Here is a 23,909-nt window from a genome sequence, read left to right as displayed (position 1 = left end):
GGCCTGTCGTTCGCATAGGAGAAAGGCCTTGTCGTGAGCCGTCACCCCATTCCCCCGACCCCGGGGCCCCGCCCGTGACCGCTCCCGCCGCCCCCGCCGCCTCGCCTGCGATCCTCGAGGCCCTCGCCGGACGCCGCCACGCCGACGGCCGCACCCCCATCTGGTTCATGCGCCAGGCCGGCCGCTCCCTGCCCGAGTACCGGTCCCTGCGCGAGCGCGCGGGGGTGTCCATGCTCGACGCCTGCCTCGACCCCGCCCTCGCCGCCGAGGTCACCCTCCAGCCGGTGCGCCGCCACGGCGTCGACGCCGCCGTCTTCTTCTCCGACATCATGGTGCCGCTGCGCCTCGCGGGCGTCGGCGTACGCATCGAGCCCGGCGTCGGGCCGGTCATGGACGCCCCGGTCCGCACCGCCGACGACGTCGCCCGCCTCACCGAGCACCGCCTCGGCGAGGGCTCCGGAGCGGACGGCCGCAGCAACGCCGAGGGAGTGCGCGCCATCGAGCAGGCCGTGCGGCTCGTCGTGCGCGAGCTCGGCTCCCCCGTTGCCGCCTCCGAGCCCGGATCGACGGCGCCCGGCGGCGCCCTCTCCGAGCGCGCACTGGCGGGCCTGGCGGAGTCGCGCGGGGAGGCCGGCTGGTCGCCCGTCATCGGCTTCGGCGGCGCCCCCTTCACCCTGGCCGCCTACCTCGTCGAGGGCCGTCCGAGCCGCGACCACCTCGCCGCCCGCGGCCTCATGCACGCCGATCCTGCCGCCTGGGACCGCCTCATGACCTGGTGCGCCGAGCTCACCGGCGCCTTCATAGCGCTGCAGGTGCGCGCCGGGGCGAGTGCCGCCCAGCTCTTCGACTCCTGGGCCGGGTCGCTGCGCCCCGCGGACTACCGCAAGAAGGTCGCCCCGTACTCCGCCCGCGTGCTCGACGTCGCCCGCGAGGCCGTCTCCCCGACGACCGGCGCGCGCGTCCCCCTCATCCACTTCGGGACCGGGACCGCCCGGATCCTCGCCGACATGCGCGACGCCGGGGCCGACGTCGTCGGCGTCGACGACCGCACCGAGATCGCCGAGGCGCTGGACGCCCTGGCCGGTTCGCTCACGGGCGTCGGCCCCGTCCAGGGGAACCTCGACCCGGCGCTGCTCACCGCGCCCTGGGAGGTGCTGGGCGACACCGTCGACCGCGCCGTCGAGGAGGGGCGCCGGGCGCCCGGGCACGTCCTCAACCTCGGGCACGGGGTGCCTCCGACGACGGACCCCGACGTCCTCACGCGGGTCGTCGCCCGGGCGCACGGCTCGGCCGACTGGGAGCGGGCGGCGCTCGCCGGATGGGACGGGATCGCGTGAGCACGGCGGACGGAGCCGAGAAGCCCGAGAGCACCGTCACCGAGGCAGGAGCCCCCGTCGAGGACTGGGACGCCGTCGTCGTCGGCGGCGGGATCGCCGGGCTCTCCGCGGCCTGGGAGCTCACCCGAGCCGGGCTGCGCCCCCTGCTCGTCGAGGCCCGCGGCTACACCGGTGGGCTGGTAGCCGGCGGCGAGGTCGGCGGGGTGCGCATGGACCTCGGCGCCGAGGGCTTCGTCATGCGCGGCGAGGGCGTCACCGGGATGGTCGAGGCACTCGGCCTCGAGGTGGCCGGCCCGTCGGGAGACGGCGCGCGCCTCTTCCTGCCGCCGCGCCCCGAGGACGAGGTCGCCGACGACGACCCGGCCCGCGGGTGGCGCCTCCACCGCTTCATCAAGGACTCCTACCTCGGCATCCCGAGCAACCCACTGGCCGCGGACGTCGTCGAGGTCGTCGGGCGGGAGGCCGCCGAGCGCGCCGCCCGCGACGCCGAGCTCCCCGGCAGTGTCGGCACCGGCCCGGAGGACCCCGCCGACCTCGCCTCCTTCGTCGCCGCCCGCATGGGCGAGGGGATCCTCGATCGGCTCGTGCGCCCCATCGTCGCGGGCATCCACACCTCCGACCCCTCGGTCCTCGCGGCTGACACCGTCGCACTTGGCCTGCGGGAGGCGACGGCGCGGCTCGGCTCCCTGCAGGCCGCCGTCGGCGAGCTCGTCGAGCGACGCAAGGCGCGCAAGCGCGGCGGCAAGGCCGTCGACGTCACGACCCGCGGCGGGCTCGTCGCGCTCACAGACGCGTTGCGCGAGGCCGTCGTCGCTGCGGGCGGCGAGGTACGGACGCGAACCGGCGCGCAGTGGCTGCGGGCCGCGGGCGCTACAACGCCCATGGCGACCGGCGCCTCCAGCACCGCCGACGCCGCTCCCCTCTGGGAGCTCGGGATCGCCCCGACCGGCCGCGGCGCGACGCCCTCGGCCGAGCCCGTCCCGACCGGCCCGGAGAGGATCACCCGAACGAGCCGCCTCGTCCTCGCCTGCTCGGCGGGCGCGAGCCTGCGCCTCCTCGGCCCCGTCCCGGGCGTCGACACGACCATGACGATCCCGGTCGGCTCTCCCATCGCCCGCTTCACCCTCGTCGCCCACGCGCCCGCACTGGCCGGGACCCCGGTCGGCTCCGGCCTGCTCGTCGCGCCGGTCGCCCCCGACGGCGAGCCCGCACCGGTGCGCGCCAAGGCCCTCTCGCACCTCTCGGTCAAGTGGCCGTGGATCGGCGAGGACCTGTGCGCCCGCCACGGCGAGGACGTCCAGGCGCTGCGCCTGTCCTACGGCCGCCCCGGCGAGCCGCGCCCCGAGGTCGACCTCGCCGTCGTGCTCGACGACGTCGAGGCCCTCACCGGCGTGCGGATCGCGCAGGACGAGGTCGTCGACTCCCTCCTCGTGCGCTGGGACGGCACGCTGCCGCCCGTCACCCCGGAGCACCGGGCGCGCACGCAGCGGTTCCAGGCCGAGGCCCACGCCCGCGCCGGCCTCGCCGTCACGGGAGCGTGGGTCGCCGGGACCGGGGTGGCCGCCGTCGTCGCCCACGCCCGCGAGCAGGCCGCCCGGCTGGCCGGGACCGCCGCTGAGGGAGCGCCGAACCCGTCCGAGGGCTTCGCGTCCGCCGGTCCCGGGGTGGCCGCGAGCGCGCGGGGTACGGTCGAGACAGCCTTCGCCCCAGCCAGCACCCCCTCACCCACCCAGGAGCACCGCGCATGACCGACCGGTACACCGTTCGCCTGGGCACCCGCGGCTCCGCGCTCGCCACGACCCAGTCCGGGATCGTCGCCCGCGCCCTCGAGGAGGCGGCCGCCGCCCGGGGCAACGCCCTCGAGGTCGAGCTCGTCGAGATCTCCACCCGCGGCGACGTCGACCCGACCCCGCTCGCGGAGCTCGGCGGAGTCGGCGTCTTCGCGGCCGTCCTGCGCCACGCCCTCCTCGACGGCGAGTGCGACCTGGCCGTCCACTCCTTCAAGGACCTGCCGACGGCGCCAGTGCCCGGACTCGTCGTCGCCGCCGTCCCGCAGCGCGAGGACCCGCGCGACGCCCTGTGCACGCGCGGCGGCGTCGAGTCCGGGGCGCGTCTGGCGGACCTGCCCCGCGGGGCCCGCGTCGGCACGGGCTCGCCGCGCCGCGCCGCCCAGCTCCTCGCCGTGCGCCCCGACCTCGAGATCGTCGCGATCCGCGGCAACGTGCCCACCCGGCTCGCCCGCGTCGTCGGCACCGTGAACGGCAAGGTCGGCGGCGGGGACGGGCCGATGGGCGCGACCGGCGAGCACGACCTCGACGGCGTCGTCCTCGCCCTGTCCGGCCTGCGCCGCCTCGGACTCGAGTCCTACGCGACCGAGGTCCTCGAGGCCGTGCCCGGAGCCACCGCGGCACCCGTCATGGTGCCGGCCGCCTCCCAGGGGGCGCTCGCCGTCGAGACCCGCGCGGACCTCGCCGAGACCGACCCCGTCCTCGCCGCCGCGCTCGCCGCCCTCGACGACCCGGCCACGCACGCCGCCGCCCGCGCCGAACGGGCCCTCATGCGCCGGCTCGAGGCCGGCTGCGCGGCGCCCGTCGGCGCCATCGCGACGCCGGTCGGCGACGGCGAGGCGCTGCGGCTCGATGCCGTCGTCGCCTCGCTGGACGGGCGGACGCTGCTGCGCCGCGACGCCACCGCGACGGTCATCGAGCCGGAGGACCTGGGGATCGCGGTGGCCGAGGCGCTCCTCGCCGACGGCGCCGCCGAGCTCGTCGACCTCCACGCCACGAAGGAGAAGCCCGTGCACGAGGCACCCCGCAAGAACAGCTCCGAGGCGCAGGGCGCGCCCGCTGCGCCCCCCGAGGAGCCCACGGGCACGAGCGCGAGGGCCCGCGCCCCGCGCGACGCGCACGCCCTCGACGGCGTCCGCGCCCTCCTGCCGCGCACGAAGCCCGACGACCGCATGGCCGCCGGGCTCGAGGCCGCCGGCGCTCGGGTGGACCGCGTCGACGTCACGCGCACCGTCCCCGGCCCGGCCGGCCCCCGCGAGCGCGCCGCCGCCGACCTCGCCGCCGGGGAGTACGCCTGGCTCGTCCTCGCCTCCCCCCGCACCCTCGAGAACATCGACGTCACCGGCGTCCCCGAGTCGACGAAGCTGGCGATCATCGGCCCTGGCACGGCGCACGTCGTCACCAAGGCCCTGGGCCGCCGCCCCGACGTCGTCGCCGCCGGCTCCTCCGCGGCGCTCCTCGAGCTCGAGCCGATGAGCACCGGCCCCGAGCCCGGGGCGAGCGGCGCCGCACGCCGCATCCTCCTGCCCGGATCCAAGCTCGCCGGCCCGACCCTCGTCGACGGGCTCACCGCGGCCGGCTGGGAGGTCGACGTCGTCTCCGCCTACACGATGGAGGAGGTCGCGCCCGAGGACCTGCCCACCGGCTTCGCCGCGGACTGGGCGGGCGGCGCCTACGACGTCGTCGTCCTCACGGCGGGTTCCTCGACCCGCGCGCTCCTGCACCTGGCCGGGCCCGTGCCCGAGCAGACGCGGGTCGTCACGATCGGCACGCCGACCGCCGTCGCCGCCCGCGCGGAGGGGATCGACGTCGACGTCATCGCGAAGGCCCCGACGCCGCCCGGCGTCCGCTCCGCCGTCATCGAGGCGCTCAGCAAGCCCGCCGACGACCGCCCCGCCTGATCGCCGAGATCGGGACATCCTGACCTCGAGATCGGTCGCCGGCCCCACAGCCACCATGCACCACGCACGCACCAGCACCTACAGCACGCACCACGAAGAGATGACACGCATGAGCACCAGCCACGACGACGCCCTCACCCGCCTCCCCGACGCCGCCGACCCCTCGACCTCCCCGGCCGCCGACTTCCTCCTCTCCCGCGGCATCCCGGCCCCGGAGGCGCCCGTCATCCGCCCGCGCCGCCTGCGCACCACCCCCGCCATGCGCGCCCTCGTCGCCGAGACGCGGATCGACCCCGCCCAGCTCATCTACCCGGCCTTCGTCCGCGAGGGCATCGACGAGCCCGTCGCCATCGCCGCCATGCCCGGCCAGTACCAGCACACGCTCGACTCGCTGCGCCGCGAGGCGGTCGCGCTCGCCGAGGCCGGCGTCGGCGCCATCGACCTCTTCGGCGTCCCCGAGGTCCGCGACGCCGTCGGCTCCCCGGCGTGGGACGAGGACGGGATCCTCAACCGCGGGCTCGCCGCCGTGCGCGAGGAGGTCGGCGACGCCCTCGTCGTCTGCGCGGACACCTGCCTCGACGAGTTCACGAGCCACGGGCACTGCGGCCTCGTCCGCCCGGGGTCCGCGGACGGCACCGGCAGCACTGACAGGCGCGCGGGCGAGGTCGACAACGACTCCACCCTCGCCCTCTACCAGGCGATGGCCGTCTCCCAGGCGGAGGCCGGCGCCCACATGGTCTCGCCGTCGGGCATGATGGACGGACAGATCACGGCGATCCGCTCCGCCCTCGACGCCACCGGCCACGACGACGTCACGATCATGGCGTACTCCGCGAAGTACGCCTCCGCCTACTTCGGGCCCTTCCGCGAGGCCGTCGGCTCCACCCTCAAGGGCGACCGCCGCACCTACCAGCAGGACCCCGCCAACCGCCGCGAGGGCGTCCGCGAGGCGATGCTCGACGTCGAGCAGGGCGCCGACGTCGTCATGGTGAAGCCCGCCGGCCCGTACCTCGACGTCCTCGCCGACGTCGCCGCGGCGTCGCCGGTCCCCGTGGCCGCCTACCAGGTGAGCGGCGAGTACGCGATGGTCGAGGCGGCGGCCGCGAACGGCTGGATCGACCGCGACCGCGTCATCATGGAGTCCGTCCTCGGGATCGTCCGCGCCGGCGCCGACTCCGTCCTCACCTACTGGGCCCGCGAGATCGCCGAGCGCCTCGCCCACTGAGCCCGGCTCGCAGCCATCCCCGTGGTCGACCGACAATGCACCCGTCGACCGCCTGATTTCCGGAAATCCGGCGGTCGAGCAGTGCACAGACGGTCGACCACGGAACACACGCAGCACGACGACGAGCGCCCGCCGCTCACCCGAGCCACAGGAGCACCCATGACCAGCAACCAGCAGCTCTTCGACGCCGCCCGCGCCGTCATCCCCGGCGGCGTCGACTCCCCCGTGCGCGCCTTCGGCAGCGTCGGCGGCGCCCCCGCCTTCATCGACCACGCGCTCGCCGGCACCGTCACCGACGCCGAGGGCCACGAGCTCGTCGACCTCGTCGGCTCCTGGGGCCCCGCCCTCCTCGGTCACACCGACCCCGACGTCGTCGACGCCGTCGTCGCCGCCGCCCGCAAGGGCCTGTCCTTCGGCGCCCCCACCGAGGCCGAGACGCGCCTGGCCGAGGCGGTGCGCCGCCGCGTGCCCGTCGCCGAGCGCCTCCGCTTCGTCTCCACCGGCACCGAGGCGACGATGACGGCCATCCGCCTCTCCCGCGGCGCCACGGGGCGCGACCTCGTCATCAAGTTCGCCGGCTGCTACCACGGCCACTCCGACGGCCTGCTCTCCGCCGCCGGCTCCGGCGTCGCCACCGGCGGACTGCCCGGCTCCGCGGGCGTCCCCGCCGCGATCGCCGGCCAGACGATCGTCCTGCCGTACAACGACGTCGCCGCCCTCGAGGAGTGCTTCGCGGCGCGCGGCTCCGAGATCGCCGCCGTCATCACGGAGCCTGCGCCCGCCAACATGGGCATCGTGCCGCCGGCGCCCGGCTTCAACGCCGCGATCCGCCGCGTCACGGCCGAGTACGGCGCGCTCATGATCGCCGACGAGGTCCTCTCCGGCTTCCGCGTCGGGCCGGCCGGCATGTGGGGGCTGGAGGCCCTGGACGGCTGGGTCGACGCAGGAGCGACCGGTCCGCTCGCCACCCCGGCGTTCGGAGAGGGCGCGGTGACGCCGACCTGGCCGCGCACCGGCCTCGCGGAGGGCACGGGCTGGCGCGAGCGCGCCGCCTGGATCCCGGACCTCGTCACCTTCGGCAAGGTCATCGGCGGCGGGATGCCCCTGGCGGCGCTCGGCGGCCGCGCCGACGTCATGGAGCTCCTCGCCCCGGTCGGCCCCGTGTACCAGGCGGGCACCCTGTCCGGGAACCCGCTCGCGACCGCCGCCGGCATCGTCACGCTCGAGAAGGCCGACGACGCCGTCTACGCCGCCGTCGCCCGCCGCGCCCAGCAGGTCGGCGACCTCGTGTCCGAGGCGCTCACCGCCGAGGGCGTCGCGCACCGCGTGCAGCGCTCCGGGTCGCTCTTCTCCGTCATGCTCGGTGAGGGCGCGGCGGAGCACGGGGTGCGGGACTACGAGGAGGCGAAGGCGCAGGACGTCTTCCGCTTCGGACCCTTCTTCCACGCCTTCCTCGAGGCGGGCGTGGCCCTGCCGCCGAGCATCTTCGAGGCCTGGTTCCTCTCCGCGGCGCACACCGACGAGCAGATCGAGCGGATCGCCGCGGCGGCCCCGAAGGCCGCCAAGGCCGCGGCCGCCGCCACACCGCAGGCCTGAACCGCCACCACCCGCGAGATCGGGACATCCTGACCTCGAGATCGGGACGTTCTCCACAACAGGCCACTCACCCCGACTCCCCAGCGCAGTTCCGCCCGCCTGGGCAATGAGAGCCTGTGGACTCAGGACCGATCTCGCGGTTCAGATGTCCCGATCTCGGCGTCACGCGGGAGGAGGAGACGGGCGGCGGGCGCTCAGGGGCGGCTCAGGGTCACCCCGGATACCGGACGCACCGCGCCCCGGGCAGGCTGGAGTCATGAGTCAGCAGTACCCCGCCGGTTCCTACTCCGAGCGCACCGAGTCCTGGCGCAGCAGCCTGCCCTGCCGCTCCCGCCGTCGCCTCCTCGCGGGCGTCTGCGGTGGCCTGGCCCGCGAGTGGGGCGTGAGCCCGACGCTCGTACGCCTGGGCTGCCTCGCCGCCGCCCTCCTGCCGGGCCCCATGTGGCTCGCCTACGCGGCTGCATGGGTCCTCATGCCCGCCCCAGAGGGCGAGTAAGGCTCACAGTCGGCACTGTCCAGAACTCGCCACTTTCAGGCTCGCGTCCGGCCGACGGCGGCTCGGGCCCGCGTCATTCCGCCGCTCTCAGCATGGCGCCCGACCAAGCCCTGCTTCAAGTTGCGAGTTCTGGACAGTTCTCGGCCCCACCGGGCCGCCTCACGCTCAGCGCACCCCCGTACGGCAGCCGCGGCGCGCCGCCACGGCCCGGATCGCCTTGTCGTAGACGGCGACGTCGACGTCCGCGAAGGCGCAGATGACGATGCGCATCTGCGACTCCGGGTGCAGCGCGAGCCACGCCTCGATGGTGGCGAGAACGAGCGGCGCCGCCTCCTCCTTGGGGTAGCCGAAGACGCCGGTCGACACGGAGCACAGACCGACGGAGTCCAGCCCGGCCTCCCCCGCGACCGCCAGGATCGAGCGGTACGAGCTCGCGAGCAGCTCGCGGTGCTCGTCGGTGAGCGGCCCCTCGACGATCGGCCCGACAGTGTGGAGGACGTGCTCGGCGGGCAGGTGGTATCCGCCGGTGAGCAGCGCGCGCCCGGTCTCCTCCGGCCGGTCCTCGCGCGAGGCCATGTACTCGGCGCACTCGGCTCGCAGCCCCGGCCCCGCGACGGCGTGGATGACGTTGTCGATGCAGGCGTGCCCGGGGACCCGGCAGCCGAGCATGGCGGAGTTGGCGGCGTTGACGACGGCGCCGGCGCGCAGGGTCGTGAGGTCGCCCTTCCACAGGGCGACGTGCTCGCCGAGCGCACCGGTCAGCCCGTGGGTCTGGGCGAGCGTCGGAAGGGCGAGGGCGTCGGGGTCGCCGACCTCGTGGGCGCGGTCGCGGGACTCGTCGGCGAGCATCTCGTCGAGCTCCTCGCGGACGTCGTCGTCGGGGATCTCGCGGGGCGGGCGGATGGTGAGGAGCCCGTCGAGGAGACGGCGCAGCTCGACCGGGGGCAGCTCGGCGAGGGCGGCGGGGGGCGGGAAGGCGGCGACGTCGCCGGCCTCAACGGCCTCGGTGGCGAACCAGTTGGTGAGGCGGGCGAGTCGGACGTTGTCGCGGGCGGCGGTGGCGGGCATGTGCCCAGCGTAGGGCCGAGTCCCACCCCCGCGAGATCGGGCCATCCTGACCTCGAGATCGGGAGGTCACCCACAGCTTCATCGGGCGGAACTCCACACCCCGCCCCGGTGCGGGACGTGTCTGTGGACGGAAGCCCGATCTCGAGGTTCAGATGTCCCGATCTCGGCGTTGTGCCGCGCGGGGCTCAGGCCTCGGCGTCGGCGGACTTGGCGGCCTGCTCCTCGGCGATCTTGGCCTTGACCTCGTCCATGTCGAGCTCGCGGACCTGCTCGATGAGGGAGTCGAGGGCCTTGCCCGGGAGGGCTCCGGCCTCGCGGTACACGAGGACGTCATCGCGGAAGACCATGAGGGTCGGGATCGAGGAGATGCCGAGGGCGGAGGCGAGGCCCTGCTCGGCCTCGGTGTCGACCTTGGCGAAGGTGATGTCCTCGTTCGCCTCGGAGGCCTTCTCGTAGACGGGGGCGAAGCGCTGGCACGGGCCGCACCAGGAGGCCCAGAAGTCGACGAGGGTGATGCCGTCGCCGCGGACGGTCTCGTTGAACTGCTCGCCGGTGATGTTGGTGGTGGCCATGGAGGTGTCCTTTCCAGACGGTTCTGCTGGTGGGCGCAACAGGCGGACGACGGCGGGTATTCCGGTGGGCCCCTCCGAGCGACCGCCGACGGCGTGTGGAGCCGCCCACGATCGGACGCCGCGACGGTCCAGGGGGCAGACACCCCGGGCACGCGCGTGGGACGCTTCCCGGGCCCAGCTGCACCGCACCGGCCGGCCAGCCGCACCGCCCCCGCAGCAGCCCGCCCCGCGACCGCGGCAGGCACCCCGACCGGAGGAGAGCGCCGCCCCGCGCTCCCCACCGCGCCCCCCAGCTCCGTCCCGACACCCGGAGGTCCCATGCCCTCCCCCGCACCCGTCACGCCGTCGCGCGCCCGTGCCGGCGCGCTCGCCGTCTTCGCCGTCTTCCTCCTCCACGGGCTCATGCAGGGCTCGTGGGTGGCGCGGCTGCCCACGGTGCGCGGGGACCTGGAGCTCACCCCCTCGCGGATCGGCCTCATCCTGCTCATCGGCTCCTGCGGGAACCTCACGTCGATGCCGGTGGCGGGCGCCGTCATCCAGCGCTTCGGGACGCGCCGCTCCCTCGTCGTGGCGAGCGCGAGCTACGCGGTCCTCATCACCGCCGGCTGCGTCATGGTCGCGCAGGGCTCGCAGCTCGGGCTCGTCATCTGCCTCTACCTGGCGCAGGCGGCCTCGGGCGTGTGGACGACGACCTTCAACGCGGCCTCGGGTCGCGCCGAGCGGGCCGTGGGGCGGCCGATCATCTCCCGCTTCCACGCCGGCTGGTCCGTCGGGACGGTGCTGGCGGCCTCGGTCACCACAGCGCTGGACCGAGCGGGCGTCGGGCTCGTCGCGCACCTGGCGACGGTCGCGGCGCTCGTCCTCGTCGCCAACTCGGTGCTCACCGCGTGGCTGCTGCCCGACGTCGACCACGCCGAGCGGGTTGCGCGGCTCGAGGAGGCGCTCGAGCAGGCCGCCGGCGAAGGCGACGACGCGGCCGCGGTCCCGGCCGACCTTGGCGCTCCCGCCGACGACGCCCGGCCCCTCCTGGACGCGGCCGCGGAGGCGGCAGCCGACGTCGTCCCGGAGGACCCGGGCACCGGGCCCTCCGTCACCCCCGTCGTCCCGCCGGCGGTCCCCGGCGACGCGGCGGACGACGTCGCCGACGGCTCCCCCACCGCACCCGACGGCCGCCCGGCCGGCCGAGCGTCGTCAGCGCCACCGCCTGCGCCGTCGGGGCCGGCACCGGTCCGACTCCCCTCGGCGGCCGCCGCCTGGCGCGAGCCCCGGACCATCCTCATCGGCCTGCTGCTCCTGGCCTGCGGACTCGCGGAGGGCAGCGCGAACGACTGGATCGCGCTCGGCGTCACGGACGACTTCGGAGGCGGCACGAACACGGCGCTGGGCACCACGGGCCTCACCGTCTTCGTGTCCTTCATGATGCTCACGCGCTTCCTCGGCACGGGCGTCATCGCCCGCCTGGGCCGCGTCCGCACGATGCGCACGTCCCTCGTCCTGGCGAGCGTCGGCCTCACGGTCTTCGGCCTGTCGCCCTGGCTGCCGATGGCGCTCGTCGGCATCGCCATGTGGGCCATGGGGACGGCCCTCGCCTTCCCGCTCGGCATGAGCGCGGTGAGCGACGACCCGGTGTGGATGACGGTGCGCGTCGCCGTCGTCTCGACGATCGCCTACGGCGCCTCCCTCGCGGGCCCTCCGGTCCTGGGGCTCATCGCCGGGTGGATCGGCTACCGGCACGCGCTCCTGCTCATCGTCCTCGTGCTCGTACCGACCATCTGGATCGTCCCGGTCCTGGCCCCGTCGACCGGGCCGGCGTCGCCGTCGGAGCAGGAGCGTCCAGCCGCCTGAACCGGGCGACGTCGCCCCAGGTCGCACCGTGCTCGGACCGCCGCGGACGGTCCGAGAAGACACCGCGTCTGCTCCCTCCATCACCTTCCGTTGAGACCAAGGTCCCAGCGCGGGAGAATGAGGGCGTCCAACGCCGGGCGGTCCCGACGTCGGACCTGACGACGCCGGTGCTCGCGCCCGAACCGAACGAACGGAGCACCCGTGCCCAAGCCGCCGATCGTCTCCAACCCGCTGACCAACCGAGGGACCGCCTTCACGCCGCATCGTCGAGGCGAACCGAGACCGCTACCGCTTCTTCAACGACGACATGCAGGGCACCGGCACCATCGTCATCGCGGCCGTCATGGCCGGCATGAAGGCCACCGGCCAGACCTTCGCCGACCAGAAGCTCGTCGTCTTCGGCGCGGGCACCGCGGGCACCGGCACGGCCGACCAGATCACCGCTGGCATGGTCCGCGACGGGCTCACCCCGGAGGAGGCTCGCAGGCGCGTCTGGCTCATCGACCGCAACGGCCTCGTCACCGACGATATGGAGGACCTGCCCGACTACCAGAAGCCCTACGCCCGCCCCGCCGGCGAGGTCTCGCACTGGGCCCACGAGCAGGTCAACGGGCGCAGCCAGGTGGGCCTGCTGGAGACGGTGCGCCGCGTGGAGCCGACGATCCTCATCGGCACCTCCGCGCAGCACGGCGCCTTCTCGCGCCCCGTCATCGAGGCGATGAGCGACGGCGTCGAGCGCCCCATCGTCCTGCCGCTGTCCAACCCGACCGAGCGCATCGAGGCCATGCCCCAGGACGTCATCGCCTGGTCCCAGGGCAAGGCCCTCGTCGCCACCGGGATCCCCGTGCAGCCCTTCGAGTACGAGGACACGCTGTACCGCATCGGCCAGAGCAACAACGCGCTCCTCTTCCCGGGCCTGGGTCTCGGGACGATCATCTCCGGCGCGACCACGGTGACCGACGGGATGCTCCTGGCGGCCGGCGAGGCCGTGGCGAGCCAGGTGGACCCGCGGGCGCTGGGCGCCGCGCTGCTGCCGCCGGTCGAGCACCTGCGCGCCTCCTCGGCGCAGGTGGCCGTGGCCGTGGCCCGCCAGGCGGAGAAGGAGGGCGTGGCCACGGTCCACCACGACAACCTCATCCAGGCCGTCCAGGGCGCCATGTGGTGGCCCACCTACCCGGAGATCACAGAGACGTCGGGGCCGGGTACCTCCGGTGAGACGGAGACCGTCATCGCCGAGTCCGAGCCGATGATGCCCGAGACCGAGGACGAGGCGGACGACGCCGAGTCCGCCGACGCCGCGACGCCGGCCAAGGGCTCGAAGAGCGCGCGGGCCTCGAAGGGCTCCAGGCAGTCCTGACCGCCCCCTTCGCCGAGATCGGGACATCCTGACCTCGAGATCGGGACATCGTGACGCGGATGACGGGCGGTCCTCCCACCAGGGAGGGCCGCCCGCTCGCGTCCCTCCACCTCGCGCGAGCCGCACGGACAGTCCGAATCCTTTCCGAATCACTTGCGCATGGAAACTCCTCTTGCCAGACTGACGCCAGGAGGAGCGATGCCCAAGAGCTTTCACCCGGCGGTGCGCCGCCGTCTGGACACGATCGGCCCGTCGATTCGCACGTGGCGCCGCGCTAGGGGCCTCAGCGCCACCGAGGTGGCTGAGCGCGCCGGCGTCTCCCGCCCCACCCTCCGCCAGATCGAGAGGGACCCCTCCGGCGTCTCCTTCGGCAACGTCTTCGCCGTCCTGTCGGTCCTCGGCGTCGATGCCTCCGTCGCGCGCGCCATCGACCCGATGGAGTCGGAGGTCGGACGCGCCCTCGTCCTGGCGGCCATGGACCGGGGAGCGGAGCAATGAGCATCGAGAACCTCGTCGTCGGCTGGACGGCCGAGGACGGCGCCGTCAACCGGGTCGGCACCGTCACCCTCCTCGGCGGAGCGCAGATCCAGTCCTTCACCTACGACCGCGACTGGCTGGCCACCGGGTTCCCGATCGGCGAAGGGCTCCCGCTCGCCCCGGGACCGCAGGCGCCCGCCGACGGCACCTCCACCTTCGGCGTGCTCGACGACGCCGGCCCGGACGCCTGGGGCAGACAGGTCATCTCCCGCAGTCGACCCCTCGCCGAGATCTCGACGAGCCTCGGGATGCTCGCCGCCGTCGCGGACGAGTCCCGGCAGGGGGCGCTCCGCTTCGCGGCCGATCCGGACGCGGGCTGGACGACGACCGGGGACGTGGCGCCCCTCGAGGAGCTCGCCGCGCTCGAGGCCGACGTCGCGGCGCTGGTCCGCGGCGAGGCCGACGCCGCGGCGGTGCGCAGGATCTACCTCGGGTCCTCCAGCCAGGGCGGCGCCCGCCCCAAAACGGCGCTGCGGCGCCCGGACGGCTCGCTCGTCATGGCGAAGTTCCCGTGGGAGCAGGACGCCTACGACGTCGAGGCCTGCGAGGCGGTCGCGCTCGCGGTCGCCGAGGACGCGGGCCTCGAGGTTCCCCCGTTCCGCCTCGAGCGCCTCGACGCCGGGCGCTCCGTGCTGCTCGTCGACCGCTTCGACCGGACCACGCGGGGCAGGCTCGGGTACCAGTCGATGCGCACCGCCGCAGCACTGGGCCCCTTCGAGCCCATGACGTACCGACTCGCGGCCGACACGGCCCGCTTCGTCGCGGGCTCCTCCGCCGTGCACGGCGTCGTCGGTGCGGCGGCGCTCGCGATCTGCGTCCACAACATCGACGACCACGCCCGCAACCTGGGCTTCGTCAGACGGGCCGGGACCTGGAGGCTCGCGCCGCTCTTCGACCTCGTCCCCTTCCCCAAGGAGCAGACGGGCACTCCGATCGACGGGGCCTCGCCCGACCGGAGCCTCGAGCAGCTCCTCGACACCGACTGGGGCGTGGCTCGCAGCGACGTCATCCGACTCGTCACCCGCGTCGCGCAGACCGCTCGCGGCGCGTGGGAGCGGGCGCCCAGGGCCACCGGTCTCGACCCCGAGATCGCGGCACTCATGGGGCGCGTCGTCGAGGACGCCTGCGACTTCGGCACGGTGCTGGACGGCACGGAGCCGAGGTTCGAGTCCTGAAGCGCAGACCTCGCACGGTCGTCGCCGCGTCCAAGCAGGTGCAGCCACGGCGGCACTCGTCCCAGCCCCACTGAGTTCGGTCGATCAGCGCGTCGAGGTCGGTCCGGAGTCCACTCCCCTGTGGAGGGCCGACCGAACTCGGCGAGCGCACGTGACGACGTCCCGATCTCGAGATCAGGATGTCCCGACCTCGGCGAGGAGAAGCGCGACGACGGCGGGGCGGGAGCCGGGTCATCCCGGGTCTCCCGCCCCGCCGCCGTGCGTAGCCGAGCGCGCGCCTCAGCGGGCGGCGACGATCTCCTTCGCGACGAGCTCGGCGAGCTCGACGGCGTTGAGGGCGGCGCCCTTGCGCAGGTTGTCCCCCACCGCGAAGAGGTCGATGCCGTGGCCCTCGTCGAAGGCGCCGTCGGCGCGGACGCGGCCCACGAAGGTGCCGTCGCGGCCGGCGCCCTTGAGCGGGCTCGGGACGTCGTCGTAGGTGACGCCGGGAGCGTTCTTGAGCAGCTCGATGGCGCGCTCGGGGCTGAGCTCGCGCTCGAACTCCGCGGCGACGCTCACGCCGTGCCCGGAGAAGACGGGGATGCGCACGCAGGTGCCGGAGACGCGCAGGTCCGGGATGCCGAGGATCTTCCGGGACTCGTTGCGGAGCTTCTGCTCCTCGTCGGTCTCGCCGGAGCCGTCGCCGGCGTCGCCCCCCGCCCAGGCCACCGCGTTGAAGGCGATGGTGTCGACGTAGACGTCCGGCTCGGGGAACTCGACGGCGCGGCCGTCCAGGGCGAGGCCCTCGAGATCGGCACCGGCCTCGACGACGGTGCGGACCTGCCCGGCGAGCTCGGCGACGCCGGCGCGGCCGGAGCCGGAGACAGCCTGGTAGGTGGAGGCGATGAGGCGCTTGAGGCCCGCCTCGTCGTGGAGGACCTTGAGGGCCGGCATGATCGCCATGGTCGTGCAGTTCGGGTTCGCGATGATGCCCCTGGGGCGGCCCTTGATGGCCTCGGGGTTGACCTCGGAGACGACGAGCGGGACCTCGGGGTCGCGACGCCACGCGGAGGAGTTGTCGACGACGACGGCGCCCGCGGCGGCGAACTTGGGGGCGTACTCCTTGGAGGCGGAGCCGCCTGCGGAGAAGATGGCGACGTCGATGCCGGCCAGGTCCGCGGTGGCGACGTCCTCGATCTCGACCTTCGCGCCGCGGTACTCGACGACGGTGCCGGCGCTGCGCGCGGAGGAGAAGAAGCGGACGGCCCTGGCGGGGAAGTCGCGCTCGTCGAGCATGGCGCGCATGACGCGGCCGACCTGCCCGGAGGCGCCCACGACGGCGACGGTGACGCCGTCGGCGGGGCCGGAGTACTCGTTCACGGGGCTCATGGTGCTTCCTTCCTGGTTCTGCGCCGGCGGCTTAGCGGCCGGTCCCGCCGTAGACGACGGCCTCGGTGTCCTGGGCGTCGAGGCCGAAGGCGGTGTGGACGGCGCGGACGGCCTCGTCGAGGACGGCGTCGTCGACGACGACGGAGATGCGGATCTCGGAGGTGGAGATCATGTGGATGTTGACGCCGGCCTCGCTCAGGGCGCCGAAGAGCTTGGCGGAGACGCCCGGGTGGGAGCGCATGCCGGCACCGACGAGGGAGAGCTTGCCGATGTCCGGGTTGAAGTGGATCGACTTGTAGCCGAGCTCGCCCTTGGCGGCCTCGAGGGCGGCGCGGGCGTCCGCGGAGTCGCCGTCGGGGCAGGTGAAGGAGATGTTGGTCAGGCCGGTGCCCTCGGCGGAGACGTCCTGGACGATCATGTCGATGTTGGCGTCGGTGCCGGCGACGATCGCGAAGATGCGGGCCGCGGCGCCGGGGACGTCGGGGACGCCGACGAGGGTGATCTTGTCCTGGCTGCGGTCGTGGGCGATGCCGGAGATGACGGGGGCTTCCACGTTGTCCTCCTTGGCGGACGGGTGGGGCCGGGCCTCGGCCCGGGCGGAGATGGCGCGGTCGTGGGCGCGGCCGACGGATCCGCCGTCGGGCGCGGGGGTGCCGGCGGGGGCGACGACGCGACCGGTGGCGCCGTCGAGCCGGGGGCGGGTGGCGGACACGGGCTCATCCTCCTGGTCGTTGTCCGCCTCGACGACGTCGTCGAGCTGCGCGGCGACGACGGGCGGGACGAAGGCGCCCTCCTTGCGGCCGTCGTAGATCCAGGTACCGGTCTTGTCCGAGAAGGAGGAGCGCACGTGGATCGGGACGCCGAAGCGGCGGGCGTACTCGACGGCGCGCAGGTGGAGGATCTTGGCGCCGTTGGCGGCCATCTCGAGGGTCTCCTCGCTGGAGACGGACTCGATGCGGCGGGCGGTGGGGACGATGCGCGGGTCCGCGGTGAACAGGCCGTCAACGTCGGTGTAGATCTCGCAGACGTCGGCGTTGAGGGCGGCGGCCAGCGCGACGGCGGTGGTGTCGGAGCCGCCGCGTCCCAGGGTGGTGACGTCCTCGACCTCGTTGACGCCCTGGAATCCGGCGACGATGGCGACGGCGCCCATCTGGATGGCGCGGGCGACGCGCTCGGGCAGGACGCCGACGATGCTGGCGCGGCCGTACTTGGAGTCGGTGAGGACGCCGGCCTGGGCACCGGTGTAGGCGCGGGCGGGGACGCCGAGCTCGTTGATGGCCATGGCGAGGAGGGCCATGGAGATGCGCTCGCCGGCGGAGAGGAGGATGTCCATCTCGCGGGCGGGGGCGTCGTCGGTGAGGGCGTCGGCCATGTCGAGGAGGTCGTCGGTGGTGTCGCCCATCGCGGAGACCACGACGACCACGGTGTTGCCGGCCTCGCGGGTGGCGACGACGCGCTTGGCGACGCGGCGCATCGCCTCGACGTCCGCGACGGACGATCCGCCGTACTTCTGGACGACCAGTGCCATGTGAGGGCTCCTCAGCTCGGGGTCACCGCGGCCGCGCGGTGCGGCTCGGGGACCGTGCCGGGGGCAGGGGCCGACGCCGCGTGGCTGCGCGGTCAGTGTAGTGGCGTCCGATCCGTGGGCCGCCGGGGTCCCCCATGGCGAGACGACGGCGGTCGGGCGGCTCGGGGCAAGGGGGGCGGGGTCGTCCGGGCGAGTGGCGGGCGGGCGCTGAGCGGCCGCGCGCTCAGTCCTCGACGCGGCGGCGGCCCTCGAAGGCGCGCCCGAGGGTGACCTCGTCGGCGTACTCGAGGTCGCTTCCCACCGGCAGGCCGGAGGCGAGGCGGGAGACGGGCACGTCCATGGTGCGGAGCATGCGGGTGAGATAGGCGGCGGTCGCCTCGCCGACGACGTCGGGGTCGGTGGCCAAGATGACTTCGCTGACCTCGCCGCTCAGCCGGGCGAAGAGCTCGCGGACGCGCAGGTCGTCGGGCCCGACGCCGTTGATCGGGTCGATGGCACCGCCGAGCACGTGGTAGAGGCCGCGGTACTCGCGGGTGCGCTCGATGGCGACGACGTCCTTGGGCTCCTCGACGACGCAGATGACGCGCTGGTCGCGGCGGGGGTCCTTGCAGATGGCGCACTGCTCGGACTCGGCGATGTTGCCGCAGGTCTCGCAGAAGCGGACGCGGGCCTTGACGGCGCGGAGCGCCTCGATGAGGCGGTCGACGCTGGAGGAGTCGGCGGCGAGGACGTGGAAGGCCATGCGCTGCGCGGACTTGGGGCCGATGCCGGGGAGCTCGCCGAACTCGTCGATGAGGTCCTGGACGGCGCCCTCGTAGACGGCTGCCATGGTCAGAATCCTTCCTGGTTGACGGTGACGTCCTCGAGGACGGTGGCGCCGAGGAGGCGCTTGACGACCTCGAGGCCGACGACGCCGGCCTCCTCGGCGTCCTCGTCGTCCTCCGAGACGACGTCGTCGTCGATGCTGCTGGTCGAGCCTGGGCCGCCCTGGACGGCGCCGCGGCGGGGGGCGTCGCCGCGGGCGGCGGCGCGTGCGGCGGCGATGGCGGCGGAGACGCGGCCGGAGGCCTCACCCGAGGGGGCCCAGGAGTCGCCGGGACCGTCGGGGTCGCCGGGCTCCTCGGGGAGGGGGACGCCGTCGGAGAAGGTCTGGGGGCCGGCCTCCCAGGGGGCGGGGCCGGAGTCGGCGGCGGGGGCGTCCCAGCTGACGGGGGCCAGAGCGTGACCGGGCTGGGCGCCCTGCGGCGAACCGCCGGTCGCGGGGGTGCGGGGGCCGTTCTGACCCGTGGGCGCGCCGTTCCCGGACGACGACGAGGCCCCGCCGGGGATCTCCGGCAGGGCTCGCAGGCGGTGGACGGTGGCGAGCGGGGGCTCGTCGGGGGCGTCTCCGGCGTCGTCCTCGGGCGGGGCGCCGGGGGCGTCGCCCGGGTCGGAGGTGCCGTCCCAGGCGACGGGTGCCGGGGCTGGGGCGCCCGCTCCGGCGGGCTCGGGCTGCTGGGCGGCGGTCGGGTCCACCGCCGGGTCACCCGAGGGAGCGGTGGCGTCCGGGGCCGTGTCGACGGCGGTACCGGTACCGGCCGGGGTCGGGTCATCCTGCTCGGAGGAGCCCTCGTCACCGGCGTCGGCAGCGTCCTCCGCCTGGTCGGCCTCGTCGGATCGCCGGGCGGCGGCGTGGGCCGCGGCGAGGGCGGGGTCCTCGGTCTGCTGGTCCTCGGCGTCCTCGCCGTCGGACTCGGCGGCGCGGGAGGCGGCGGCAGCCTCCTGGGCGGGCGTGGGCTCGGCGTCGGCCGGCTCGTCGGTCTCCGCGTCCGCGCCGTCGGTTCCGCGGGAGTCGGCGGCATCGGACGCGTCCTCGACCTGGGAGGGGCGTGCGGGCTCCGGCTCGTTAACGGGGTTGGCGCTCTCCTCAGGGGCGGCGTCGGCGGCTTGCTGCGAGGCCTGGGCGGCTGCCTCAGGGGCGGCGGGCGCGGTCGCCCCGGTACGGGCTCCGCCGGGCACGGCGACCTCGCCCCAGCCGTCGTCTCCGACCGGCGCAGAGGCCGCGGCCGAGGACGCGGCCCGGGAGGAGGACGCGGGGGCGTCGGAGTTGGCACCGGTGGGGGCGGCGCTGCTCGGGGCCGAGCCGGTGCCATCCGCGGGGGTCTCCCAGGCGGGCGCCTCGTCCCAGGCGGGCGCACCGCCCTGACCGGAGGAGCCGGATCGTCCTCCCTGGCCGCGGGATCCTGAGCCGCCGCCCCGCGGGCCGGTCCCACCGGAACCGCCCTGACCACCGTTGCCGCCCTGACCGCCGGACGGACCGCCACCGCCTGGGCCGGCGCCGTCGCCGCCCGCGAGGACGGCGTGGACCTTGAGGTCGAGGCCGAGGGCCTGGTGGATGGCGGCGGCGAGGATGGGGCCGTGGCCGCCGTTCTCGAAGGCGCCGACGAGGCCGCGCGCGGTGAAGAGGACCTGGAAGACGCCGCCCTGGATGCCGCCGGGCTGGGAGTTGGGGCCGACGAGGGCCCAGGTGGCGCGGCGCGAGCGCTTGGCGGCGTCGAGCACCTCCTCCCAGCGGGTGCGGATCATCTCCGCGTCCGCCGCGGAGTCGCCGGACGGGCCGGCCGCAGGAGCGGGGGCAGGAGCAGTGGACGTCGCGGGGGCACTCGGTATGCCGGCGTCCTGCGCAGCGGACGGCTCCGTGGGGGCAGCAGCGGGAGCAGCCGGGGCCGGGGGCTCCTGGGCGGCGCCGCCGGACTGCGCCGGGGCGTCCCAGTCGACGGCGACGTGCTGCGCCTGGGGCTCGGCGGCGGGTGCCGCGGGCTCGCTCTGCGCCGGGGCCGTCTCGCCGCCCTGGCCGCCCGCGCGGCGGGCGATCTCGGCGGCGCGAGCACGGCCCCCGCTCTGACTGTGCGAGTCGCCCAGTCCACCGGCGGAGGGTCCACCGCGCCCGGGGGCGCCCTGCCCCCGGGCGGGAGCCGCCGTCGGCGCCTGCGCAGGGGCCGCAGCAGCACCGGCAGCACCCGCGGGGCGCTGGCTCGGGACGAGGAGTCGGGCCATGAGGAGCTCGAGCTGGAGGCGCGGCGAGGTGGCCCCGACCATCTGGGAGAGGGCCTGGGCCGTCATGTCCGCGGCGCGGGAGAGTCCGGCGGCGCCGATGGTGCGGGCCTGGACCTCCATGCGAGCGAGCTCGTCCTCCGGCAGGGAGCCGAGCGCGGGCCCGGCCTCGGAGCCGGCGAGGGCGATGACGAGGAGGTCGCGCAGGCGCTGGAGGAGGTCCTCGACGAAGCGGCGCGGGTCGTGCCCGGAGGTGACGACCCGGTCCACGACGCGGAAGACCCCGGCGCCGTCGGCCGCGGCGATCGCGTCGACGCACTGGTCGAGCATGGTCGTGTCCGTGTAGCCGAGGAGGGCGACGGCGCGCTGGTAGTCGACCTCGCCGTCGACGGTGCCGCCGATGAGCTGGTCCATGACCGAGAGCGTGTCTCGCACCGAGCCGCCGCCGGCGCGGGTGACGAGCGGGAAGACGCCCGGCCCGACCTCGACGCCCTCCGCATGGCAGAGCTGGCCGAGGTAGCCCTCGAGGACGTCCGGCGGGACGAGCCGGAAGGGGTAGTGGTGGGTGCGGGAGCGGATGGTCCCGATGACCTTCTCCGGCTCGGTGGTCGCGAAGATGAACTTGACGTGGGCCGGGGGCTCCTCGACGAGCTTGAGCAGGGCGTTGAAGCCCTGGGGGGTGACCATGTGGGCCTCGTCGAGGATGAAGATCTTGAAGCGGTCCCGGGCAGGGGCGAAGGAGGCGCGCTCGCGCAGGTCGCGGGCGTCGTCGACGCCGTTGTGGCTGGCGGCGTCGATCTCGACGACGTCGAGGCTGCCGGGGCCGCCGGTCGCGAGGTCCCGGCAGGAGGGGCACTCGCCGCAGGGGGTGTCCGTCGGGTACTTCTCGCAGTTGAGGCAGCGGGCGAGGATGCGGGCGGAGGTGGTCTTGCCGCAGCCGCGCGGGCCGGAGAAGAGGTAGGCGTGGGTGACCTTGTCCGCGCGCAGCGCCGCCATGAGCGGGGCGGTCACGTGGTCCTGCCCGATGACGTCCTGGAAGGTGTCTGGGCGGTAGCGGCGGTACAGGGCGGTGGTCACGGTCCGACTCTAAACGGGGCCCACGACACCGTGCGAGGCGGCTTAGCGGCGAGCCGACCGCGGGCACGCGGCACCCTCGTGATCGGAGGGCGACGGGGGTTCGAGTCCCCAGTCCTCAGCGCTGAGGAGCGGGACCCGACGACGCCAGGGGAGGCGGTGCGCCCGGGAACGTAGGGACCCCCCGTGCACCCGCCAGAGCCCGCTTACCCTTGCTACCTTCCGGTCCTGGGGGATTCGCTGGATGACGCCGCACGAGGGGCCGGGTGAGAGTGTACCCGACGGCGACGGCGCTCCTGCACCGCGTCCCGTCGGACCCGTCACGCACGGGTGACCGATCCCACCGCCGCGGACGGTCCGATCGATTGGCACTCGGTCGGGGGCGTCCGATATATTCCTTGTCTGTTGCACGAGGCGACTCGTGGAGCGCCTGGAGGATTCGCCTAGTGGCCTATGGCGCACGCTTGGAAAGCGTGTTGGGTGCAAGCCCTCGGGGGTTCGAATCCCCCATCCTCCGCCGGACAGCCCCGGAACCGCATGGTTCCGGGGCTTTGTCGTCCACTCGCCACTGTCGCCGACTCGTCCGGCCGTGGCGTTCCAGGACCTCAGTACCGCGACGGCGCTGAGCCGACCGTCTCCTCGGGACGCCGCGCACGCCCCTCAGCCTTCCTGCTGCCGCGGACGGCGATGGCAAGGGATCCCACGACAGCAATGACGACGGCTCCGATCACGGCCGCGTTGGTCGCGCCCTGGGACCAGGTCGTCACCTGCGGGATGATCCAGGCGATGATGAGGAAGAGGAGGAAGAAGCCCGTAGCGATCTTGTACTCGCGCGGCTTCGTCGTCTTACCGGTCATGATGATTCACCTCTCGACCCTCACTTGCAGTTCTTCACTCCGTGATGGACCTCGTAGGCCTGAGTGTTGGGTGCGATCCGCACACAGTTACCGTGGCTGTAGGCGGTTTGCGCTACCTCGTGCCAGTTATTCTCAATGAGCGCGCCGATGGCGGCCTGACCAATTCCAAGAGCGGCGCCGACGCATATGCGAACGCCCACTGCTTCCCCTCTGTGATGAGCTGCTTGGTCTCAGCACGGTTGAGGTAGTAACCGTCGGCGGTCAGCATGCTCTGGACGGTCGCACCGCCGTTGTGAGACACGGCTGGAGCTGCGGCGTTGAGCCCGTTGCTCCGAGAGCCGCTGACGTCCGAAACCTCCCCATCAGCCGCGAACAGGAATGCGTAGTTTTCACCAGTCTCGCTGTCTGTGAAGGTCACCAACCTCCCCTGACTCGTCTCCCGGACCTGAGCCTGCGAGAAACTGCTGGCCCAGCCCTGGCTCTGGGACTGCGCAGCAGCGGTCTGCGTCGTCGCGGACGACGAGGCGGACTCAACGGCCGAGGCTGGCGCCGCGACCCCGGCAAGGAAGAGCGCTGCAACGCCGAGAGTGGCAATCCGTGAATGACGACGATTTATTCTGAACACTCCAATCATTGAGTTGATGCGTCATCTTGTGCAACGTGTTAACGACAATACATCGAACCCAATCGACGGTCAAGTGATTGATGGAATCCCCAGCGGTGTCACCCTTCAGAATTCATCGGAATGGCGCGCGAATCGCCCGTCGCATGTGACACGACTACGCGAGGCTGACATCGATCAATGGATGGCGACAGGAATGACCAGCGCGCCGGCTTCTTCCTCAGTGAGAATCCTCAGCGGGGAGGGACACAGGACCGCCGACGGAGGCACCGGCTCACCCTGGCTCACGAGCCGCGCGGCATCCCCCGACAGCGTCGACGCCTCACCTTGACGCACCAGCCGCCCGTCGTTCCTAGGCCTTTCACAGGGTCTGTCCCGGCGCCCTCCCAGGGTGGGCGGGTTATCTAGTTCCTGCCGGCGGACGGAACGGGCAGCGAGGGTTGGGGAACCCGACGACCTGCCAGTTCCGAGAGCCGCACGGGTCCTAGGGAGCCCGAACGGTTCGCTCCAGCGAAGGAGGAAGGCTCCTCC

General features: G+C 74.2%; 18 protein-coding genes, 1 tRNA gene, 1 other RNA gene and 1 pseudogene. 12 read left to right on the top strand and 9 right to left on the bottom strand.

Translation table 11 applies throughout. The features are described 5' to 3' along the window. Nucleotides 1–74 precede the first annotated feature (74 nt). The 7 genes and pseudogenes from AXF14_RS05410 to AXF14_RS05380 all read left to right on the top strand — a co-directional run bounded on the left by AXF14_RS05410 (nucleotide 75) and on the right by AXF14_RS05380 (nucleotide 8,342). Nucleotides 75–1,337 carry a uroporphyrinogen decarboxylase gene (locus AXF14_RS05410; protein WP_067941481.1) on the top strand — a complete coding sequence of 421 codons (1,263 nt, stop codon included), beginning with the start codon at nucleotides 75–77 and terminating at the stop codon, nucleotides 1,335–1,337. Continuing rightward, entirely contained in the window at nucleotides 1,334–3,085 is a 1,752-nt protein-coding gene (locus AXF14_RS05405; RefSeq protein ID WP_236756035.1) for a protoporphyrinogen/coproporphyrinogen oxidase, read from the top strand. The genes AXF14_RS05410 and AXF14_RS05405 overlap by 4 nt, the downstream gene beginning before the upstream one ends. Beyond that, nucleotides 3,082–4,134: pseudogene (gene hemC, locus AXF14_RS13615) on the top strand (hydroxymethylbilane synthase); the annotation flags it as partial. The gene AXF14_RS05405 and the pseudogene hemC, both read left to right, overlap by 4 nt. 162 nt (nucleotides 4,135–4,296) lie before the next feature. Next, the gene (locus AXF14_RS13610; protein WP_150118521.1) at nucleotides 4,297–5,025 is read left to right on the top strand and encodes a uroporphyrinogen-III synthase; all 729 of its coding nucleotides are present in this window, start codon (nucleotides 4,297–4,299) and stop codon (nucleotides 5,023–5,025) included. 109 nt (nucleotides 5,026–5,134) lie between these two features. Further along, nucleotides 5,135–6,250 (top strand): porphobilinogen synthase, encoded by a 1,116-nt coding sequence (hemB, locus tag AXF14_RS05390; protein WP_067941479.1) that lies wholly within the window; start codon nucleotides 5,135–5,137, stop codon nucleotides 6,248–6,250. A 159-nt stretch (nucleotides 6,251–6,409) separates the two neighbouring features. Then, entirely contained in the window at nucleotides 6,410–7,846 is a 1,437-nt protein-coding gene (locus AXF14_RS05385; protein WP_067941477.1) for a glutamate-1-semialdehyde 2,1-aminomutase, read from the top strand. A gap of 256 nt (nucleotides 7,847–8,102) precedes the next feature. Next, entirely contained in the window at nucleotides 8,103–8,342 is a 240-nt protein-coding gene (locus AXF14_RS05380) for a PspC domain-containing protein (RefSeq protein WP_067941475.1), read from the top strand. Nucleotides 8,343–8,507: 165 nt separating this feature from the next. On the opposite strand, the gene AXF14_RS05375 is transcribed toward AXF14_RS05380, so the two are convergent. Continuing rightward, nucleotides 8,508–9,410: a macro domain-containing protein gene (locus tag AXF14_RS05375; RefSeq protein ID WP_067941473.1), complete on the bottom strand. Its 903-nt coding sequence runs from the start codon at nucleotides 9,408–9,410 to the stop codon at nucleotides 8,508–8,510. 185 nt (nucleotides 9,411–9,595) lie between these two features. Further along, on the bottom strand, nucleotides 9,596–9,982 hold the full coding sequence (trxA, locus tag AXF14_RS05370) for a thioredoxin (protein WP_067941470.1): 387 nt from the start codon (nucleotides 9,980–9,982) through the stop codon (nucleotides 9,596–9,598). 318 nt (nucleotides 9,983–10,300) lie between these two features. Between trxA and AXF14_RS05365 the strand changes: the two genes are divergently transcribed. The 4 genes from AXF14_RS05365 to AXF14_RS05350 all read left to right on the top strand — a co-directional run bounded on the left by AXF14_RS05365 (nucleotide 10,301) and on the right by AXF14_RS05350 (nucleotide 14,896). Then, nucleotides 10,301–11,827, top strand: coding sequence for an MFS transporter (locus AXF14_RS05365; protein ID WP_067941468.1), 1,527 nt, complete (start codon nucleotides 10,301–10,303; stop codon nucleotides 11,825–11,827). A gap of 262 nt (nucleotides 11,828–12,089) precedes the next feature. Continuing rightward, complete coding sequence (gene maeA, locus AXF14_RS05360; protein WP_084355377.1) at nucleotides 12,090–13,184, top strand: oxaloacetate-decarboxylating malate dehydrogenase; 1,095 nt, start codon at nucleotides 12,090–12,092, stop codon at nucleotides 13,182–13,184. 198 nt (nucleotides 13,185–13,382) lie between these two features. Further along, the gene (locus tag AXF14_RS05355) at nucleotides 13,383–13,682 is read left to right on the top strand and encodes a helix-turn-helix domain-containing protein (protein ID WP_067941466.1); all 300 of its coding nucleotides are present in this window, start codon (nucleotides 13,383–13,385) and stop codon (nucleotides 13,680–13,682) included. Continuing rightward, entirely contained in the window at nucleotides 13,679–14,896 is a 1,218-nt protein-coding gene (locus tag AXF14_RS05350; protein WP_067941464.1) for a type II toxin-antitoxin system HipA family toxin, read from the top strand. Before AXF14_RS05355 ends, AXF14_RS05350 begins: the two co-directional genes overlap by 4 nt. A gap of 279 nt (nucleotides 14,897–15,175) precedes the next feature. On the opposite strand, the gene AXF14_RS05345 is transcribed toward AXF14_RS05350, so the two are convergent. From AXF14_RS05345 to ffs, 5 genes are all read right to left on the bottom strand, one after another. Further along, nucleotides 15,176–16,264 carry an aspartate-semialdehyde dehydrogenase gene (locus AXF14_RS05345; RefSeq protein WP_067941462.1) on the bottom strand — a complete coding sequence of 363 codons (1,089 nt, stop codon included), beginning with the start codon at nucleotides 16,262–16,264 and terminating at the stop codon, nucleotides 15,176–15,178. A gap of 31 nt (nucleotides 16,265–16,295) precedes the next feature. Further along, nucleotides 16,296–17,792, bottom strand: coding sequence for an aspartate kinase (locus AXF14_RS05340; RefSeq protein WP_067941460.1), 1,497 nt, complete (start codon nucleotides 17,790–17,792; stop codon nucleotides 16,296–16,298). Nucleotides 17,793–18,015: 223 nt separating this feature from the next. Continuing rightward, nucleotides 18,016–18,621, bottom strand: a complete 606-nt coding sequence (gene recR, locus AXF14_RS05335) for a recombination mediator RecR (protein ID WP_067941458.1) — start codon at nucleotides 18,619–18,621, stop codon at nucleotides 18,016–18,018. A gap of 2 nt (nucleotides 18,622–18,623) precedes the next feature. Beyond that, nucleotides 18,624–21,902, bottom strand: coding sequence for a DNA polymerase III subunit gamma and tau (locus AXF14_RS14425; RefSeq protein ID WP_067941455.1), 3,279 nt, complete (start codon nucleotides 21,900–21,902; stop codon nucleotides 18,624–18,626). Nucleotides 21,903–22,071: 169 nt separating this feature from the next. Next, an RNA gene (gene ffs / locus AXF14_RS05325) (signal recognition particle sRNA small type) lies at nucleotides 22,072–22,166 on the bottom strand. Nucleotides 22,167–22,331: 165 nt separating this feature from the next. Between ffs and AXF14_RS05320 the strand changes: the two genes are divergently transcribed. Continuing rightward, a tRNA-Ser gene (locus AXF14_RS05320) sits at nucleotides 22,332–22,416 on the top strand. A gap of 88 nt (nucleotides 22,417–22,504) precedes the next feature. On the opposite strand, the gene AXF14_RS05315 is transcribed toward AXF14_RS05320, so the two are convergent. Together AXF14_RS05315 and AXF14_RS13600 are read right to left on the bottom strand one after the other, a co-directional pair. After that, nucleotides 22,505–22,756 carry a hypothetical protein gene (locus AXF14_RS05315; protein WP_067941453.1) on the bottom strand — a complete coding sequence of 84 codons (252 nt, stop codon included), beginning with the start codon at nucleotides 22,754–22,756 and terminating at the stop codon, nucleotides 22,505–22,507. A 112-nt stretch (nucleotides 22,757–22,868) separates the two neighbouring features. Further along, entirely contained in the window at nucleotides 22,869–23,174 is a 306-nt protein-coding gene (locus AXF14_RS13600) for a hypothetical protein (RefSeq protein WP_150118429.1), read from the bottom strand. Between the last annotated feature and the right edge of the window lie 735 nt (nucleotides 23,175–23,909).

The organism is Actinomyces radicidentis (genome assembly GCF_001553565.1).
GTDB lineage: Bacteria > Actinomycetota > Actinomycetes > Actinomycetales > Actinomycetaceae > Actinomyces > Actinomyces radicidentis.
This window is presented reverse-complemented; position numbering and strand designations above follow the sequence as displayed.